At 69.0% G+C, this 16,490-nt stretch carries 19 protein-coding genes; 6 read left to right on the top strand and 13 right to left on the bottom strand.

Going from position 1 to position 16,490, the window contains the following annotated elements:
• Positions 1-32: 32 nt before the first annotated feature.
• The 5 genes from G3580_RS15855 to G3580_RS15875 all read left to right on the top strand — a co-directional run bounded on the left by G3580_RS15855 (position 33) and on the right by G3580_RS15875 (position 5,114).
• Positions 33-770, top strand: coding sequence for a molecular chaperone DnaJ (locus G3580_RS15855; protein WP_173767133.1), 738 nt, complete (start codon positions 33-35; stop codon positions 768-770).
• Between the two features lie 87 nt (positions 771-857).
• Positions 858-2,009, top strand: a complete 1,152-nt coding sequence (locus tag G3580_RS15860; RefSeq protein ID WP_173767135.1) for an efflux RND transporter periplasmic adaptor subunit — start codon at positions 858-860, stop codon at positions 2,007-2,009.
• A 5-nt stretch (positions 2,010-2,014) separates the two neighbouring features.
• The gene (locus G3580_RS15865; protein WP_173767137.1) at positions 2,015-2,704 is read left to right on the top strand and encodes an ABC transporter ATP-binding protein; all 690 of its coding nucleotides are present in this window, start codon (positions 2,015-2,017) and stop codon (positions 2,702-2,704) included.
• Entirely contained in the window at positions 2,704-3,912 is a 1,209-nt protein-coding gene (locus G3580_RS15870; RefSeq protein WP_173768847.1) for an ABC transporter permease, read from the top strand. Before G3580_RS15865 ends, G3580_RS15870 begins: the two co-directional genes overlap by 1 nt.
• Before the next feature lie 2 nt (positions 3,913-3,914).
• Complete coding sequence (locus G3580_RS15875) at positions 3,915-5,114, top strand: ABC transporter permease (protein ID WP_173767139.1); 1,200 nt, start codon at positions 3,915-3,917, stop codon at positions 5,112-5,114.
• Positions 5,115-5,260: 146 nt separating this feature from the next.
• Here G3580_RS15875 and G3580_RS15880 read toward each other — a convergent pair whose 3' ends face one another.
• The 12 genes from G3580_RS15880 to G3580_RS15930 all read right to left on the bottom strand — a co-directional run bounded on the left by G3580_RS15880 (position 5,261) and on the right by G3580_RS15930 (position 14,567).
• On the bottom strand, positions 5,261-6,079 hold the full coding sequence (locus tag G3580_RS15880) for a pseudouridine synthase (RefSeq protein ID WP_173767141.1): 819 nt from the start codon (positions 6,077-6,079) through the stop codon (positions 5,261-5,263).
• Positions 6,080-6,164: 85 nt separating this feature from the next.
• Positions 6,165-7,856, bottom strand: a complete 1,692-nt coding sequence (locus G3580_RS15885) for a Na(+)/H(+) antiporter subunit D (protein WP_217424509.1) — start codon at positions 7,854-7,856, stop codon at positions 6,165-6,167.
• The gene (locus tag G3580_RS15890) at positions 7,846-8,079 is read right to left on the bottom strand and encodes a hypothetical protein (RefSeq protein ID WP_173767143.1); all 234 of its coding nucleotides are present in this window, start codon (positions 8,077-8,079) and stop codon (positions 7,846-7,848) included. Before G3580_RS15890 ends, G3580_RS15885 begins: the two co-directional genes overlap by 11 nt.
• A 2-nt stretch (positions 8,080-8,081) precedes the next feature.
• Positions 8,082-9,548 (bottom strand): proton-conducting transporter transmembrane domain-containing protein, encoded by a 1,467-nt coding sequence (locus G3580_RS15895; RefSeq protein WP_217424510.1) that lies wholly within the window; start codon positions 9,546-9,548, stop codon positions 8,082-8,084.
• Between the two features lie 8 nt (positions 9,549-9,556).
• Complete coding sequence (locus G3580_RS15900; RefSeq protein ID WP_217424511.1) at positions 9,557-11,047, bottom strand: monovalent cation/H+ antiporter subunit D family protein; 1,491 nt, start codon at positions 11,045-11,047, stop codon at positions 9,557-9,559.
• Complete coding sequence (locus G3580_RS15905; RefSeq protein WP_217424512.1) at positions 11,044-11,415, bottom strand: cation:proton antiporter subunit C; 372 nt, start codon at positions 11,413-11,415, stop codon at positions 11,044-11,046. The genes G3580_RS15900 and G3580_RS15905 overlap by 4 nt, the downstream gene beginning before the upstream one ends.
• On the bottom strand, positions 11,412-11,849 hold the full coding sequence (locus G3580_RS15910) for a Na(+)/H(+) antiporter subunit B (RefSeq protein ID WP_173767147.1): 438 nt from the start codon (positions 11,847-11,849) through the stop codon (positions 11,412-11,414). The genes G3580_RS15905 and G3580_RS15910 overlap by 4 nt, the downstream gene beginning before the upstream one ends.
• Complete coding sequence (locus G3580_RS19845) at positions 11,849-12,370, bottom strand: DUF4040 domain-containing protein (protein WP_217424513.1); 522 nt, start codon at positions 12,368-12,370, stop codon at positions 11,849-11,851. Before G3580_RS19845 ends, G3580_RS15910 begins: the two co-directional genes overlap by 1 nt.
• A 23-nt stretch (positions 12,371-12,393) precedes the next feature.
• Positions 12,394-12,723, bottom strand: a complete 330-nt coding sequence (mnhG, locus tag G3580_RS19850) for a monovalent cation/H(+) antiporter subunit G (RefSeq protein WP_217424514.1) — start codon at positions 12,721-12,723, stop codon at positions 12,394-12,396.
• On the bottom strand, positions 12,720-13,013 hold the full coding sequence (locus G3580_RS15920; RefSeq protein WP_217424515.1) for a monovalent cation/H+ antiporter complex subunit F: 294 nt from the start codon (positions 13,011-13,013) through the stop codon (positions 12,720-12,722). Before G3580_RS15920 ends, mnhG begins: the two co-directional genes overlap by 4 nt.
• Positions 13,013-13,495, bottom strand: a complete 483-nt coding sequence (locus G3580_RS15925) for a Na+/H+ antiporter subunit E (protein ID WP_173767151.1) — start codon at positions 13,493-13,495, stop codon at positions 13,013-13,015. Before G3580_RS15925 ends, G3580_RS15920 begins: the two co-directional genes overlap by 1 nt.
• A gap of 121 nt (positions 13,496-13,616) precedes the next feature.
• Positions 13,617-14,567, bottom strand: a complete 951-nt coding sequence (locus G3580_RS15930; RefSeq protein ID WP_173767153.1) for a D-2-hydroxyacid dehydrogenase — start codon at positions 14,565-14,567, stop codon at positions 13,617-13,619.
• A gap of 84 nt (positions 14,568-14,651) precedes the next feature.
• On the opposite strand from G3580_RS15930, the gene G3580_RS15935 reads away from it, so the two are divergent.
• Positions 14,652-15,428, top strand: coding sequence for an IclR family transcriptional regulator (locus tag G3580_RS15935; RefSeq protein ID WP_228720691.1), 777 nt, complete (start codon positions 14,652-14,654; stop codon positions 15,426-15,428).
• 6 nt (positions 15,429-15,434) lie between these two features.
• Here the strand turns inward: G3580_RS15935 and pbpG are convergent, their stop codons facing one another.
• Positions 15,435-16,385, bottom strand: coding sequence for a D-alanyl-D-alanine endopeptidase (pbpG, locus tag G3580_RS15940; protein WP_173767155.1), 951 nt, complete (start codon positions 16,383-16,385; stop codon positions 15,435-15,437).
• Between the last annotated feature and the right edge of the window lie 105 nt (positions 16,386-16,490).

Raw genomic sequence — 16,490 nt, forward strand, 5'->3', positions numbered from 1 at the left:
CCGGCCTCGTGCCTTCCGCCGAACCCGATCCCATGAACAAGACCCGCACCCTCTACGACGTCCTCCAGGTCACCCCCAATGCCGCGCCGCAGATCATGCGCGCGGCCTTCGAGCACCTGAGCGCGCATCACGAGCTCGCGGGCGATCCGGCCGCTGCACGCCTGGTGCGCGACGCCTACGCCACCCTGAGCCGCCCCGAGGCGCGTGCGGCCTACGACCGCAAGCTGGCCGAACTGGCCGCCGAAACCACACCGGTACCGAGCGCGGCGACGCCCGCTGCGCCGGGGCTGCCGCTGTGGGCGCGGGTGGCCGCCCTGGTGCTCGCCGTGGGCGTGGGTTACGGCGTCGCCACCATGTGGCACCAGCGCGAGCTGGCGCGCATGATCCTCGATCACCAGGCCCAGCTGGTCGAGCGCCAGGCGCAGATCCAGGCACTGCGCATGGAGCGCCTCGCCGAACGCGACGACCAGCGTGCCGAGCGCTCTGCCGCGCGCCAGGCCACCTACCAGGAACAGGCCGAAGCGCGCCGCCGCGAACGCGAGCTCAACGCCACCCTCAACCGCCTCGACCGCCAGGCCGACAGCCAGCGCCGGGAGCAGGCGCGCGAAGAGCAGGCCCGCGAACGCGAGGCCCGCCGCCGCCTCGAGCAGGAACGGCGCGAACGCGCCGCCGCCGACGCGCGCAACGCCGCCCTCGCCCAGCAGCGCCTGGCCGCCGAAAAGCAGGAGCTCAACCAGCTCTACAAGGACAACTACCCGCGCTACCGCTGAGGACGCGTCCGACGACGCCGCGCGCGCGCGGTTGCGCTCCCCCACCGCAACGGCGATGATCGGGTTTTTGCCCGCCACGGTTCCCGCATGCGCGCCCGCACCCTCGTCCTTCTGATCGTCGCCCTCGGTATCGGCGGCGCCATCTGGTGGCTCAAGCGTCCCGAACCGATTCCCGTCGTCCTCGCCACCGTCGAGACCGGCACCGTCGAGGCGACCGTCTCCAACACCCGCGCCGGCGAAGTGGAAGCCTGCCGCCGCGCCAAGCTGTCCACCATCGCCGGCGGACGCATCGAATACATCGGCATCGCCGAAGGCGACAAGGTCACCAAGGGGCAGGTGCTGATGCGTCTGTGGAACGAGGATTTCGCCGCCCAGGTCACCGTCGCCCAACGTCAGCTCACCACCGCGCAGAAGCGCGTGGCCGAGGCCTGCGCCATGGCCACCAACGCCCGGCGCGAGGCGGCGCGGCAAAAGGCCCTCCAGGCCAAGGGCTTCGTCTCCGCCTCGGCGGCGCAGAGCGCGCAGGCCGAAGCGGAGTCCCGCACCGCCACCTGCCAGAGCGCACGCGCCGCCGTGGCCGCCGCCCAGGCCCAGGTGGCGGCGGCCCGGGCCACCGACGATCGCACCGTGCTCGTCGCCCCCTTCGACGGCACCGTGGCCAAGATCGAGGGCAAGCTGGGCGAATACACCACGCCCTCGCCCCCCGGTGTGGCCACGCCCCCGGCCATCGACCTGATCGACGAGACCTGTCTCTACGTGAAGGCGCCCATGGACGAGGTGGACGCCCCGAAGATCACGGCCGGCCTGCCGGTGCGCATCACCCTCGACGCCGTCCCCGGGCGCACCTGGGCCGGCCATGTGCGCCGCATCGCCCCCTATGTGCAGGCGGTGGAGAAACAGGCCCGCACCGTGGATGTGGACGTGGACTTCGACGACCCGGCCCAGGCCCGGGGGCTGCTCGTGGGCTACAGCGCCGACGCCGAAGTGGTGCTCGCCGTGCGCAAGGACACCCTGCGCATCCCCACCGCCGCGCTGCGCGAGGGCAACTCCGTGCTGCGCTACGACGCCGCCTCCGGGCGGCTCGAATCGCGCACCGTCACCCCCGGCATCGCCAACTGGGAATACACCGAGGTGACCGACGGTCTGGCCGCGGGCGATCGGGTGGTCACCTCGCTCGAGCGCGAGGGGATCGAGGCCGGCGCCCTGGTCACCCCGGAAAGCCCCGACGCGGCGAAATAGGCGCCATGGCCCAGATCGAACTGGACGACATCGAGCGCATCTTCCATCTGGGCGACAGTGAGGTGCACGCCCTGCACCAGATCAGCCTGCGCATCGAGGCCGGCGAATACCTGGCGGTGATGGGGCCATCGGGGTCCGGCAAGTCTACCCTGCTCAACCTGCTCGGCCTGCTCGACCGCCCCAATGCCGGCCACTACCGGCTCGAAGGGCGCGACGTCACCACCCTGGATGCCGACGAGCAGGCCCGGGTGCGCCGCGAGCGCATCGGTTTCGTGTTCCAGGCCTTCCACCTGGTGCCGCGCCTGACTGCCGAGGAAAACATCGCCCTGCCGCTCATGCTCGCCGGCATCGAACCGGGCGAGCGCAAGCGGCGCGTCGCCCGCGCGCTCAAGGACTTCGGCCTCGACACCCGCGCCGACCACCGCCCCGACCAGCTCTCCGGCGGCCAGCGCCAGCGCGTCGCCATCGCCCGTGCCACCATCATGCAGCCGGCCATGCTGCTGGCCGACGAACCCACCGGCAACCTCGATCGCAGCACCGGCGAGGAGGTCACCGGCCTGCTCGAGGCGCTCAACGCCAGCGGTGTGACCCTGATCGTCGTCACCCACGACCCCACCATGGGCGAGCGCGCCCACCGCCAGCTCTACATGGAAGACGGCGCGCTCAAATCCGACACCCGGCGCGACGCCCCATGATGCGCCTCACCGACACCTTCGCCTTCGCCACCCGCGCCGCCACGGGCACGCCGATGCGCACCGCGCTGATGATGCTCGCCATGTCCATCGGCGTGGCCGCCGTGGTGTTGCTCACGGCCCTGGGCGACGGGGCGCGGCGCTACGTGGTGGGCCAGTTCAATGCCCTGGGCAGCAGCCTCGTGATCGTGCTGCCCGGGCGCACCGAGACCGGTGGCGTGGGCGCGAGCGCCTTCGTCACCAACGCCGCGCGCGACCTGACCGCCGCCGACGCCGCCGCCGTACTGCGCGGCGCCGACGTCACCCGGGTCGCACCGCTGTTGCTCGGCAACGCCGACGTCGCCTGGGGCGGCAAGCTGCGCGAGACCATGATCGTGGGCACCAGCACTCACTTTCTGGACATCCGCAAGCTCGAGCTCGCCCAGGGCCGCTTCCTGCCCGACGAGGGCTTCGACCGCGCCACGCCGGTGGCGGTGATCGGCGCCGAGATCCGTGAGCAACTGTTCGGCAGCGAACGGGCGCTGGGCCAGATGCTGCGCGTGGGGGACCGGCGCTACCGGGTCATCGGCGTGCTGGCGCGCTCCGGCTCCGGGCTGGGCATGAATTCGGACGAGCTGGTCATCATCCCGGTGGCCTCCGCCCAGGCCCTGTTCAACACCGCCGCCCTGTTCCGCATCTTCGTCGAGGCGCGCAACCGCGACGCCGTGCCCGGCGCCAAGGCCGAGACCCTGTCCATCCTCAAGGCCCGCCACGGCGGCGAGGAGGACGTCACCCTGATCACCCAGGACGCCGTGCTCGGCACCTTCGACCGCATCCTCGGCGCGCTCACCCTCGGGGTCGCCGGCATCGCCGCCATCAGCCTCGCGGTGGCCGGCATCCTGGTCATGAACGTGATGCTGGTGGCGGTCACCCAGCGCACCGCCGAGATCGGCCTGCTCAAGGCCCTCGGCGCCACCGGCCCGGCCATCCGCCGGGTGTTCCTCGCCGAGGCCGGCCTGCTCTCGATCGCCGGCGCCCTGTGCGGCCTGCTGCTCGGCCACATCGGCGCCTGGGGCCTGCGCCAGGCCTTCCCCGAACTGCCCGCCTACCCGCCGAACTGGGCCATCCTCGCCGGCGTGGGCACCGCCATCGGCACCGGCCTGCTGTTCGGCATCATGCCCGCCCGCCGCGCCGCCGAGATGGACCCGGTGGACGCACTGGCCAAGCGATAGCCATGGGTTGGCGCGACTTCCTCGCCATGTCCACGCGGGCCCTCGTGGCGCATCGCATGCGCAGCTTCCTCACCCTGCTGGGCATCGCCGTGGGCATCGCCGCGGTGATCCTGCTCACCTCCATCGGCGAGGGCATCCACCAGTTCGTGCTCACCGAATTCACCCAGTTCGGTACCAACGTGGTGGCGGTCAACCCGGGCTCCAAGGGCATCAAGGGCGGCCCGCCGGGCCTGCCCAACACCGCCCGCCCGCTCACCCTCGAAGACGCCCGCGCCCTCGAGCGCATCCCCGGGGTCACCGCCGTCACCCCCGCCGTGTGGGGCAATGCCGAGGTCGAAGGCCATGGCCGCGTGCGCCGCAGCACCGTCTATGGCGTCGGCCCGGCCATGCAGCAGGTGTTCACCATGAGCGTGCGCAGCGGCCGCTTCCTGCCCGCCGACAACGCCGAACAGCCGCGCGCCTTCGCCGTGCTCGGCTCGACCCTCAAGCGCGAGCTGTTCGGCCACGGCAACGCCCTGGGCGAACGCGTGCGCATCGGCGGCGAGCGCTTCCGCGTCATCGGGGTGATGGAATCCAAGGGCCAGCTGCTCGGCATCGACCTGGACGACACGGTGTACATCCCCACCGCGCGCGGCCTCGCCCTGTTCAACCGCGACGGCCTCCTGGAAATCGACGTCTCCTACCGGGAAGGCACACCGGCCGCCGCCATCGCCCGCGCCGTCGAGCGCGTGCTCGACGCCCGCCACGGCCGCAAGGACTTCTCCACCACCACCCAGGAAGACATGCTCGAGGCGCTGGGCAACATCCTCGACATCCTCACCGCCGCGGTCGGCGCCCTGGGCGGCATCTCCCTGCTGGTGGGGGGCGTCGGCATCGTCACCATCATGACCATCGCGGTCACCGAGCGCACCGGCGAGATCGGCCTGCTCGTCGCCCTCGGCGCCCGCCGCCAGACCATCCTCGGCCTTTTCCTAGGCGAAGCCGTGGCCCTGGCCGCCCTCGGCGGCGCCTGCGGCCTCGTCATCGGCATCGGCCTCGCCCAGCTCGTCGGCCTGCTCGTCCCCGACCTGCCGGTGCACACCCCGCTGAAGTTCGTGGTGCTGGCGGAGATCACCGCCGTGGTGATCGGCCTGCTCGCCGGCGTGCTGCCGGCGCGCAAGGCGACAACGCTGGATCCGGTGGAGGCGTTGCGGGCGGAGTAAGCCAAAACGCCCCCGGCAAGGACGTAGCCCGGCTGGAGCGAAGCGGAATCCGGGGTCAGCGGTGGGTCGATCACCGATTCCCGGCGTCGGGCCGACAGCCCTCGGCCGGGCTGCGGTCGCTTACCCAACCCGCGACACATGGAAGATCAAAACACTTCCCCATCCCTGAGATACCGCCACTGCCCCTGCGGCAGATCCCCCAGCCGTACCTTCCCGATCCGCACCCGCTTGAGCCCCACCACCTTCAGGCCCACCAGCTCGCACATGCGCCGGATCTGGCGTTTGCGGCCTTCCTTGAGGATGAAGCGCAGCTGGTCCTTGTTCATCCACTGCACCTTGGCCGGGCGCAGGGCCTTGCCGTCGAGTTCGAGTCCGTGGTTGAGGCGGGCGAGGTCGGCGTTGGAGAGCTTGCCTTCGACGCGCACCAGGTATTCCTTCTCCACCTTGGTGTCGTCGCCGATGAGGCGCTTGGCAATCACACCGTCCTGGGTGAGCACCAGCAGGCCGGTGGAGTCGATGTCGAGGCGGCCGGCGGGGGCGAGCCCCTTGAGGTGCTGGCGCTTGAACACCTGCTTGCCACCCGGCGCCAGATTCTGCGGAACGATGAGCTCGACCGCGGCCTTATGGCCCTTCTCGGGTTGGGCGGACACGTAGCCGACCGGCTTGTGGAGCAGGATGGTGACCCGTTCGGCCTGCATGGCTTCGCCACGGCGCGACAGCTGGATATCCACGTCGGGCGGGAAGCGCTTGCCCAGTTCGTTGACCCGCTCGCCATTGACGAACACCCAGCCCTTTTCGATGAGCGTGTCGGCCTCGCGCCGGGAGCACAGGCCGCGCTCGCTCATGAGCTTGGACAGGCGAACGCCGTCCGGATGGTCGGTCACCGGCGCGGGTGCCGGCGCCGGGGCGGCGGCGCGCTGGAAGCGACGGCCGGGCTTGGTGTTGTCGGAATCGGATGTGCTCATGGGCTCGAAGTATCGCGCCAACCGGCGGTCAGGAAAAGAAAAAGCCGGTGACGCGCACCGGCTGTTCGGATGTGTCCCGGGCCGCTCAAGTCGGGATGTAGAACACGATCAGGTACATCAGCAGCAGGATGGCCACCCACAGCACCATGCTGCCGGACAGCCAGGTGCGCGCCAGCACGCCGGCGGGGCCGTAATGGCGCCGGATGCCCTGCCCGAGCCCGGTCAGGGCGGCGAGCGCGCCGCCGTAGAAGGCCGCCAAGCCGCCGCTGACGACCGTCGTCAGGGCCCGGGCGATGCGCAGGCCGGCGCGACGGTAGAACCAGTCGGTGTCGAGGGTGATGGTCAGGGTGCGCTTGAGGTAGCCCAGCAGCAGGAAGAAGGCCAGGCCCGAGAACAGCAGCAACTGCAGCTGCGAGACCACGTGGCTGCCGGTGTAGGGCACGTAGTCCACCGCATACGGCAGGATGGCGTAGAGCGGCTCGGGATACACCCCGAGGCCGATGCAGAAGGCGGAAAAGATCACCATCGCCCAGCGCATGCTGGCGGGCGGGTCCTTGGGACGCAGGCCGGAATCCTTCTGGAAGAACACGAACCAGGGGAACTTGATGCCCGCATGCAGGAACACGCCGGCCGACGCGGCAGCGAGGAGCAGCCACACGGTCATCAGGTGCTGGTCGGCGGCGGCCTGGGCGATCATCGACTTGGTGACGAAGCCCGAGGTGAGCGGAAAGGCCGAGATCGCCAGCGCGCCGATGGTGCCGCACACGGTGGTCAGCGGCATGCTCTGGAACAGGCCGCCCAGGTCGGTGCACTTGGTCTTGCCGGTCTGGTAGAACACCGAGCCGGCGGACATGAGCAGCAGCGCCTTGTAGATGATGTGCGCAAAGGCATGAGCGGCGGCGCCGTTAAGCGCCATCTCGGTGCCGATGCCGATGCCGGTGACCATGAAGCCGACCTGGTTGATGATCGAGTAGGCCAGGATGCGGCGCATGTCGTTTTCGAGAATCGCGTACACGATCCCGTAGATGGCCATGTAGAGACCGACGAACACCAGGACCTCGGCCCCGGGGAAGCCGCGCAGCAGCACGTAAACCGCCGTCTTGGTGGTGAACGCGGAGAGGAACACGGTGCCGCTCCACGAGGCCTGCGGGTAGGCGTCAGGCAGCCAGGCGGAGAACGGGGGCGCGCCGGCGTTGACCAGGAAGCCGATGAGGATCAGCCAGTGGGGCAGCGAATCGGGCTTCATGGCGGTGAAGGTGATGTCGCCGCCGCCGGCCAGATGGCCGGTGATGCCGGCCATGAGCACCACGCCGCCGAACAGATGCACCATCAGGTAGCGCATGGAAGCCTTGCGGGCACCCGCACCGCCGGCCCAGATCACCAGGGTGGAGCCGACCGCCATCAGCTCCCAGAACAGGAACAGGGTGATGAGATCACCGGCGAACACCGCGCCGACCGCGGAACCGGCATAGACGAAGGCCGCCGGCACCTCGATGCGGTGGCGCTGCCCGAGCGCGAACAGGCCGCCCACCAGCGTCATCAGCGTGAAGATGGTGGCGAAGATGCGCGCCAGGCGATCGCCGCGCACGAACTGGAGCTGGTAGTCGAGGAAGCGCACATGGCCGAAGACGCCGTCGCCCACCTGCCACACCAGCCACAGCGCCACCGCCGGTACCAGCAGGGTCAGGATCTGGCGGGCGCGCCCGTGCACGAAGGCCATGACGAGGCCGCCGGCGATGAGCCACAGCCCGGGATGGATCAGCATGTCATTCGTCATAGTAGGTGTCCGGACGCTTGAGGACCATGCCGATCAGCTTGGAGCCGAACACCATGATCACGCACGAACCGAAGCCGAACCAGGCGCTGAACGCGGGCCAGCCGTCGATGCCGAAGTGCGGGTGGCCATGAACGAAGAACTCCGCCACCACGGTGAGCGCGAGGATGGCGATGAAGGCGATCCACAGTTTGCGGATGGTTTCCGGGCGAACGAGCCAGTGCATGATCAGTTTTCTCCCGCCACCACACGGGCCAGGCGCAGCACCGGCTCGTGGTAAAGGAACAGGGCGATGGTCAGCGAGGCGGTCACGGTCTGCGCCAGCACCATCAGCCAGGGGGCCTCGCCATGGTCGCCGTGATGATCGTCCCCATGCGCCTCGTCGGCCGGCGCGCGGAAGAAGGCACGCCACACGATGGGCACGAAGTAGCCGGCGTTGAGCAAGGTGCTGAGCACCAGCACCCCCACCGCGATCCAGTGCTCCGAGCCCATGGCGGCGGACAGGATGTACCACTTAGAGATGAAGCCGGCCGCCGGCGGCAGGCCGATCATCGACAGCGCGCCGACACCGAAGGCGACCATGGTCCAGGGCATGCGCCGGCCGATGCCGTCGAGCTGGCTGACCTCGGTCTTGTGGGCCGCCGTGTAGATGGAACCGGCGGCGAAGAACAGGGTGATCTTGCCCACCGCGTGGGCGGCGATGTGCATGGCGGCGCCGACGATGGAGATCGGCGTGAGCAGCGTTGCCGCCAGGGTCACGTAGGAGAGCTGGCTGATCGTCGAGTAGGCCAGACGCCGCTTGAGGTTGTCCGCCCGCAGTGCCACCACCGAGGCGGCCACGATGGTGAAGCCGGCGATCAGCGGCACCCAGTCGGCGCTGCCCAGCGCGAGCAGGTTCTTGGCGCCGAAGATGTACACGATCACCTTGACGATGGTGAACACCCCCGCCTTGACCACCGCCACCGCGTGCAGCAGCGCGGAGACCGGCGTCGGCGCCACCATGGCCGCGGGCAGCCAGCGGTGGAAGGGCATCAGCGCCGCCTTGCCGATGCCGAACATGTACAGCGCCACGAGCACGGTGGTGCCGGCCGCGCCGACCTGGCCGGCGAGGATGCCGCCCTGGCGGAAGTCGAGGGTGCCGGTGAGCACCCAGGTGGCCATCATGCCGGTGAGCAGGAAGACGATGGAGGTGCCCATGAGCACGCCCAGGTAGATGCGCGCCGACTTCTTCGCATGCTCGGTGCCGTGATGCGTGACCAGCGGGTAGGTGATCAGCGTCATCGCCTCGTAGAAGAGGAACAGGGTGAGCATGTTGCCGGCCAGCGCGATGCCCTGCGCGGCGAGGATGGAGCCGGCGAAGCACACGAAGAAGCGGGTCTGGTGCCCCTCCTGGTTGCCGCGCATGTAGCCGATCGAATACAGCGAGCTGACGATCCACAGCCCCGAGGCGATGATGGCGAACAGCGCCCCGAGCGGCTCGACCGCCAGCTTGAGCGCCATCCCGGGCACCATGGTGCTCAGCACCAGTTCGGGGCGGGCGCCGCCCATCACGTCGCCGGCCAGCGACAGCACCTGGGCGAACAGGGCCACCGCGGTGGCCAGGGTGATGCCCTCGCGCAGGTTCGGCGCGCGGCCGGCCAGGGCGATCAGCACCATGCCGAGCGCCGGGGTGGCGAGGATGCCTGCCAGTGCCATGGACCCGGTCATTGGCCTGCCCCCAGCATGGATTCGGCGGCAAGCTGCGCCATGTGGCCACTCCACGAGGCGTCGAGGCCGAACCAGACGCAGGCGCCGATCATCAGCAGGGCCGGCACCAGCATCGACAGCGGCGCCTCACCGACGGGCGGATGGTCCTCCGGCGGCGCGCGGAAGTAGGCCACCTCGACGAAGCGCCACACGTAGAGCACCGCCAGCAGTGAGCTGAGCACCACCGCCGCGGCCAGCCACCACTGCCCGGCCTCCATCGCCGCCGTGACCAGATACCACTTGCTGATGAAACCCGCGGTGCCGGGGATGCCGATCAGGCTCAGGCCGCCGATGACGAAGGCGAACGAGGCCACCGGCATGGTGCGGCCGAGCCCGGCGAGGCGGTCGAGCGAGGAACTGCCGCAGCGCAGGACGGCTCCGCCGAGCACCAGGAACATGCCGCCCTTGGTGAGCGCATGGTTGAACAGGTGGGCGACGGCGGCGGTGGCGCCAGCCACCGAGTGCAGGCTGATCCCCAGGGTGATGTAGCCGATCTGGGAGACGCTCGAGTAGGCCAGCAGGCGCTTCAGATCCTTCTGCATGATGGCGACCACCGCGGGGATGAACATCGCCGCCAGCGACAGCGCGAGCAGCACCACGCCGGTGTCGCGCACGTCGAACACCTCGCCCACGCCGAAGATGGTGAAGAAATAGCGCATGAGCACGTAGATCGACACCTTGGTCGCCGTGGCGGCGAGGAAGGCCGACACCGCCGAGGGCGCATAGGCGTAGGCGTTGGGCAACCACAGATGGAGCGGGAACAGCGCGATCTTGAGCGACACCCCCACGGTGATGAAGGCCAGCGCCGCCAGGGTGGCACGCGGCTCGCCCATGGTGGCCAGGCGCGTGGCCATGTCGGCGAGGTTGAGGGTGCCGGTCTGCAGGTAGAGGATGCCGATGCCGACCACGTACAGCGTCGCCCCGACCGTCCCCATCAGCAGGTACTGGTAGGAGGCCACCAGCGCGCGGCGATCGCGCCCCATGGCGATGAGCACGTAGGTCGACAGGGACGAGATCTCGAGGAACACGAACAGGTTGAACGCATCGCCCGTGACCAGGATGCCGAGCAGCCCCGCCAGGCACAGCATCATCAGGGCGTAGAACAGGTAGTGCTCCTCGCTGCGCACCTCGGCGGCGATCCCCACCCGGCAGTACGGCAGCACGAACACCCCCATGCCGGAGACGATCAGCGCGACGAAGGCGTTGATGGTGCTGATGCGGTATTCGATGCCCAGCGGTGGTGCCCAGCTGCCGATGGCGTAGCTGATGGGGCCGTGTTCGACCACCTGGCTCAGCAGGCTGGCCGCCATGCCGAAGGCGAGCACGCAGGTGATCATCGCCGCCAGCCAGGCGAGGGTCGGCCGGCGCAGCAGCACGATCAGGGGGGCCGTCATGAGCGGCACGACGACGAGCAGGACGGGGTAGTGTTGGGCGAGCAAGGCGGTCAACGGTCGGTGGCGGATTCGTCGTCGGCATCGACCTTGAGGACTTCCTCCTCGTCGATGGTCCCGTAGGCTTCCTTGATCCGCACGACCAGCGCGAGCCCGAGCGCCAGGGTGGCGACGCCCACGACGATGGCGGTCAGGATGAGGACGTGCGGCAGGGGATTCGAGTACACCTTGAAGGCGTCGTCAACGATTGGCGCGGTGCCGCCGATGAGCTTGCCGGGCGCGATGTAGAGCAGGTAGACCGCGGTCTGGAACAGCCCCAGGCCGATGAGCTTCTTGATCAGGTTGCTGCGCGCGATGACCACGAACAGGCCCACCATCAGCAGCAGCACGGTCACGAAATAGCTGTAGTGGCTGGCGATGCTCACGCGTCATCCTCCTCGGCGTCGCGACGGCGTGCGGCGAAGGCGTAGAAGATCTTGAGCATCACTGCGGCGACGGTGATCGCGACCCCGACTTCCACCCAGAAGATGCCGCGGTGCTGGCCGTGCACCGGATTGTGGTCGAGCACGAAGTAGTCCAGGTAGTTGCCACCCAGCACGATGCCGGCCACGCCGACACCCGCGTAGATGAGCACGCCGATGGCGATGAGGGCCTCGATCAGCCCGTCGGGCACCACCTTGCGGGCGCTCGGCAGACCGTAGATGACGGCGTAGAAGATGATCGCCGCGGCCACGATCACGCCGGCCTGGAAGCCGCCGCCCGGGCCGAAATCGCCATGGAACTGCACATAGGAGGCGAACATGAGCGCGAAGGGGATGAGCAGCTTCGCGAGCACGCGAAGCACGATGTCCATGCGCATCAGCCAGTCTCCTCGCCGCTGCCGCGCTTCTGTCGCGTCTTGCGTCGGCGGATCAGGGTGATGATGCCGATGCCGGCGGTGAACACCACGGTGGTCTCGCCCAGGGTGTCGTAACCCCGGTAGCTGGCGAGCACGGCGGTCACCACGTTGGGCACCCCGGTCTCCTTGGGCGCCTCCACCAGATAGCGCGGTGCCACATGCTGCTGGATCGGCGCATCGGGGTCGGAGAAGGCCGGCAGACCGAGCGTGCCGTACACCAGCGTGCCGCCGGTCGCCGCCACGATGAACAGCGGCAGCCAGGGCTTGTGCATCGGTTTCGATTCGGTGCCCCCCGTCAGGTAGATGGCCCCGAGCAGCAGCACCGTGGAGATGCCCGCGCCGACCGCCGCCTCGGTCATGGCGACGTCGACGGCGTCGAGCACCACCAGCAGGGTCGCCATGAGAAAGCTGTAGATACCCGACAGCAGGACCACGCCGAACAGGTTGCGCTGGCGCGCGATGCCGATGGCGGCGGCCCCCATCAGGGTCAGCAGGACGACGGCGGTCAGCGTGGTGAGGATGATGACTCTCCTTCGTCGGCCAGCACCGGCTCGGCGCCCCGCTCCAGCGCGGCATTGGCCAGCGAGTGGGACGCCGTCGGCGAGGTGAAAAAGATGAGCAGACCGAGAATCACCAGCTTGGCGGTGGCCAGCGTGAAGCCCGACTGGAGCATGAGCCCGAGAATGATCAGCCCGGCGCCCAGGGTGTCGATGATGCTGGCCGCATGCATGCGGGTGAAGAAGTCCGGCATGCGCAGCATGCCCACCGCGCCGATCACGCAGAAGATGCCGCCGATCGACAGCAGCACGGTGCTGAGGACGTCGATCAGGCTCATGCGCGATCCTCCTCGGTGCGCCCGGGCTCGCCCAGATCGCCGTAGCGGAAGAACTTCTGCAGCGCGATGGTGCCGATGACGTTGAGCAGCCCATAGACGATCGCCAGATCGACGAAGGCGGGGCGCTCGGAGATGAATTCGAAGATCGCCAGCAGCATCATGGTGGCGGTGCCCACCGCGTTGCCGGCGAGCGCCCGGTCGAACACCGTCGGCCCCTTGAAGGCACGCACCAGCGCCAGCACCAGGGTCACCAGCAGCGCGGCGACGACCGTACCGTACATGGCATTCATCAGGACAAGCCCTCGAAACGGGCCACGCGCCGGTCCATGTCGCCCTCGACGAGGCTGTCGGCGCCATCGCGGGTCAGGGCATGGACGAGGATCTCGTCCCCCTCCACCGCCACCGAGATGGTCCCCGGCGTCAGGGTGATGGAGTTGGCGTAGGTCACCTGGCCGACATTGGATTTCTGCGACATCTTCACCCGCACCAGGGTCGGGCTGATCGGCAGCTTCGGGTCGAGAATGATCTTGCTCACGTCCCAGGCCGCCTTGATGATTTCCTTGACCAGCCACGGCCAGTAGGTGAAGGCGCTGGCGGTCAGGTGCATGGGGTGGCCTTCCCGGTCCACCACGTCCATGCGATGGGCGAACGCGGTAATGGCAATGGCCGACGCGACGCCCATTGTCAGGAGAAAGGCGGTGAAGTATCCCGACATCACCAGCCAGAAGGCGAAGAGCGTCACCACCACGCTCAGCGAACGAAACGTGCGCATGTGTCTGTTGTTATGTCCCTGAGATGCCGCACCCTCTTTGCGGCAGGACGATGTTCGAATGAGGCCACACTATAGCCGTGCCGGCCCGCGCGGACAACTGCTGCAGCGCACAACCCATGGCTCAGGCGAGCCGGTGGCGCGGCATACCGGCCGCGAATGCGTCGATGTTGTCGACGACCTGATCGGCCAGCGCCTGCATGGCCTGGGCCGAGGCCCACGCCACGTGGGGCGTCACGATGAGGTTGGGCACATCGGGATCGAGCAGCGGGTTGGCCGGGTCGGGCGGCTCGCTCGAGAGCACGTCGACCGCCGCCCCCGCGATCCGCCCCGTACGTAGCGCCTGCACCAGCGCGGCCTCGTCCACGAGGCCGCCGCGGGCGGTGTTGATCAGGAAGGCCGAGGGCTTCATCGCGCCGAGGGTGCGCGCATTGATGAGATGCCGGGTCGCCTCGGTCAGCGGACAGTGCAGGGACAGCACGTCGGCGCGCGCGAGCACCTCGTCGAAGGCCACCCGCCCGTCGCGCACGGCAGTCGCGCCAGGGCGCTCCGCCAGCAGGACGTGCATGCCCAGCGCCGTGGCCCGCTTCGCCACGCCCTGCCCCAGGCTGCCGGCACCGACGATGCCGAGCGTGCTGCCGGCCAGATCGCGCACCGGATGGTCGAGCAAACAGAAATTGCGCGAGCGCGACCAGCGGCCGCTGGCCACGTCGGCCATGTAGGCCGGCAGCTGGCGCGCCAGCGCGAACATCAGCGCCAGCACATGCTCGGGCACCGTGGTCGCGGCATAGCCGCGCACGTTGCTCACCACGATGCCGCGCGCCCGGCACGCGTCCAGATCCACGTTGTCGGAGCCGGTCGCGGCGATCGCCACCATCTTCAGCTCCGGCAGGGCGGCGAACTCGGCCGCGCCGAGGAACGCCTTGTTGAGGACGACGATGTCGGCGCCGCGCAGCCGCTCGATCACCTCGCCGGCCTCGGTGAACGGATAATCCACCCAGGTGTGGGCGGCCGTGGGCGCCCGGAACACGGCATCCACCGAATCCCGCTCGAGCATCACGATGCGATAGGTCATGGTCGGCACTCCCGAACGATACGCAATTTCACTAGGCGAAATGTTCGCCCATCAAGTACCATCGCCCAATCCGGGAAACCCGCAATGTCGATCAAAGAATCCAAGACGTCCATCCAGGTCATCGAGCGCATGATGGCGCTGCTCGATGTCCTCGCCGAACACCCCGATCCGGTCCCGCTCAAGCAATTGGCGGCGCAGACCGGCCTGCATCCGTCCACCGCGCACCGCATCCTCGCCGCCATGACCCACAGCGGCTTCGTCGAGCGCGGCGACAACGGCGTCTATCGGCTCGGCATCCGCCTGCTGGAACTGGGCTCGCTGGTCAAGTCCCGGCTGTCGCTGCGCGAGACTGCCATCGCCGAGATGCTGGCCTTGCACCAGAAGACCGGCGAGAGCGTCAATCTCGGTATCCGGGACGGCGACCAGATCGTCTATGTGGAGCGCACCTCCAGCGGCCGCTCGGCGGTGCGCGTGGTGCACATCGTCGGCGCCCGCGCGCCCCTGCACACCACCGCCACCGGCAAGCTGTTCCTGGTCGAGGACGGCCCCCAGCAGGTCCAGGACTACGCCCGGCGCACCGGACTGCCGGGCAGCACGGCGGCCTCGATCACCGATCTGGCCGCGCTGGAAAAGGATCTGGACCGGGTCCGCCGCCATGCGGTGGCGTTCGACCTGGAAGAAGTGGAACACGGGGTGCGCTGCATCGCCGCCGGCATCCGCGACGACAAGGGGGTGCTGGTGGCGGGTCTGTCGCTGTCGACCCCGTCCGAGCGCTTCAATCCCGACTGGGCCCCGCTGGTGCGGGAGACCGCCGAGCGCATCTCCCGCGCGCTCGGCTACGTGCCGCCGCGCACCCTCTGACACGGCTCAGCCGGTGACGTCCTTGTGGGCGACGAGCACCCGTTCCCACGGGCGTTCGGCGAGCCAGCGGCGCAGACGACGCGCGTCCGCGGTGCGGGTGTACTTGCCGAAGGAATCGAGCAGCACGATCAGCACCGGCCGCCCCTGGAGCCAGGCCTGCATCACCAGGCAGCGCCCGGCCTCGCGAATGTAGCCGGTCTTGGACAGGCCGATCTCCCAGTCCGGGTCGCGGGTCAGGCTGTTGGTGTTGCGAAACTCCCGCTGCCGGCCCTTCAGATCCACCGCGTAGGACGAGGTGGTGGTGAACGCCCGGATCAAGGGGTAGCGCGAGGCGGCCAGCGCCATGCGCGCCAGCTCACGCGCGGTGGACACGTTGTCGGCGCTCAGGCCGGTGCCTTCGGCAAAATGGGTGTGACTCAGGCCGAGCGACCGGGCCTTGGCGTTCATGGCGCGCACGAAGGCACCCAGCCCGCCCGGGTAGTTGCGCGCCAGGGCCGAGGCGGCCCGGTTCTCCGAGGCCATGAGCGCCAGGCGCAACAGGTCTTCACGACTGAGTCGGGCGCCGACCGGCAGGCGCGAGCGGCTGTGGCGCAGGGTATCGACGTCGTCCCGGGTCACGGTGAGCACCTCGCTCAGCGACTGGCGACGGTCGAGCACCACCATGGCGGTCATGAGCTTGGTCAGCGACGCGATCGGCTGCACATCGCCAGCGTTGCGTTCGATGAGGATGTGACCGGTGAGCTGATCGATGATGGTGAAGGCGCGCGAGCGCAGCTCGGGGCTGTCTTCGCGCGCCTCGTCGGCCAGCAGCGCCGGCGCCGTGAACCGCACCGCCGGGCTGGCCACCGCGACGTGGGTCAGCCGGCCCGGGTCCGCATGCGCCGCGAACACCGCCAGAAACGGCAACAGCAGGGGAATCCGACGGATCAACGCATGCACGGCAACGGCCTTTGTCATAACAAAAGTTGCTTATAAAACGGCAACTAACACAAAAAACTTAAACGGATTCCTGCGCACTGTACCGAAACCCGGGCGGGAAAAAAAGAGGGGCCGATCGGCGCC

This window comes from Nitrogeniibacter mangrovi, assembly GCF_010983895.1.
In the GTDB taxonomy this organism is placed as follows: domain Bacteria; phylum Pseudomonadota; class Gammaproteobacteria; order Burkholderiales; family Rhodocyclaceae; genus Nitrogeniibacter; species Nitrogeniibacter mangrovi.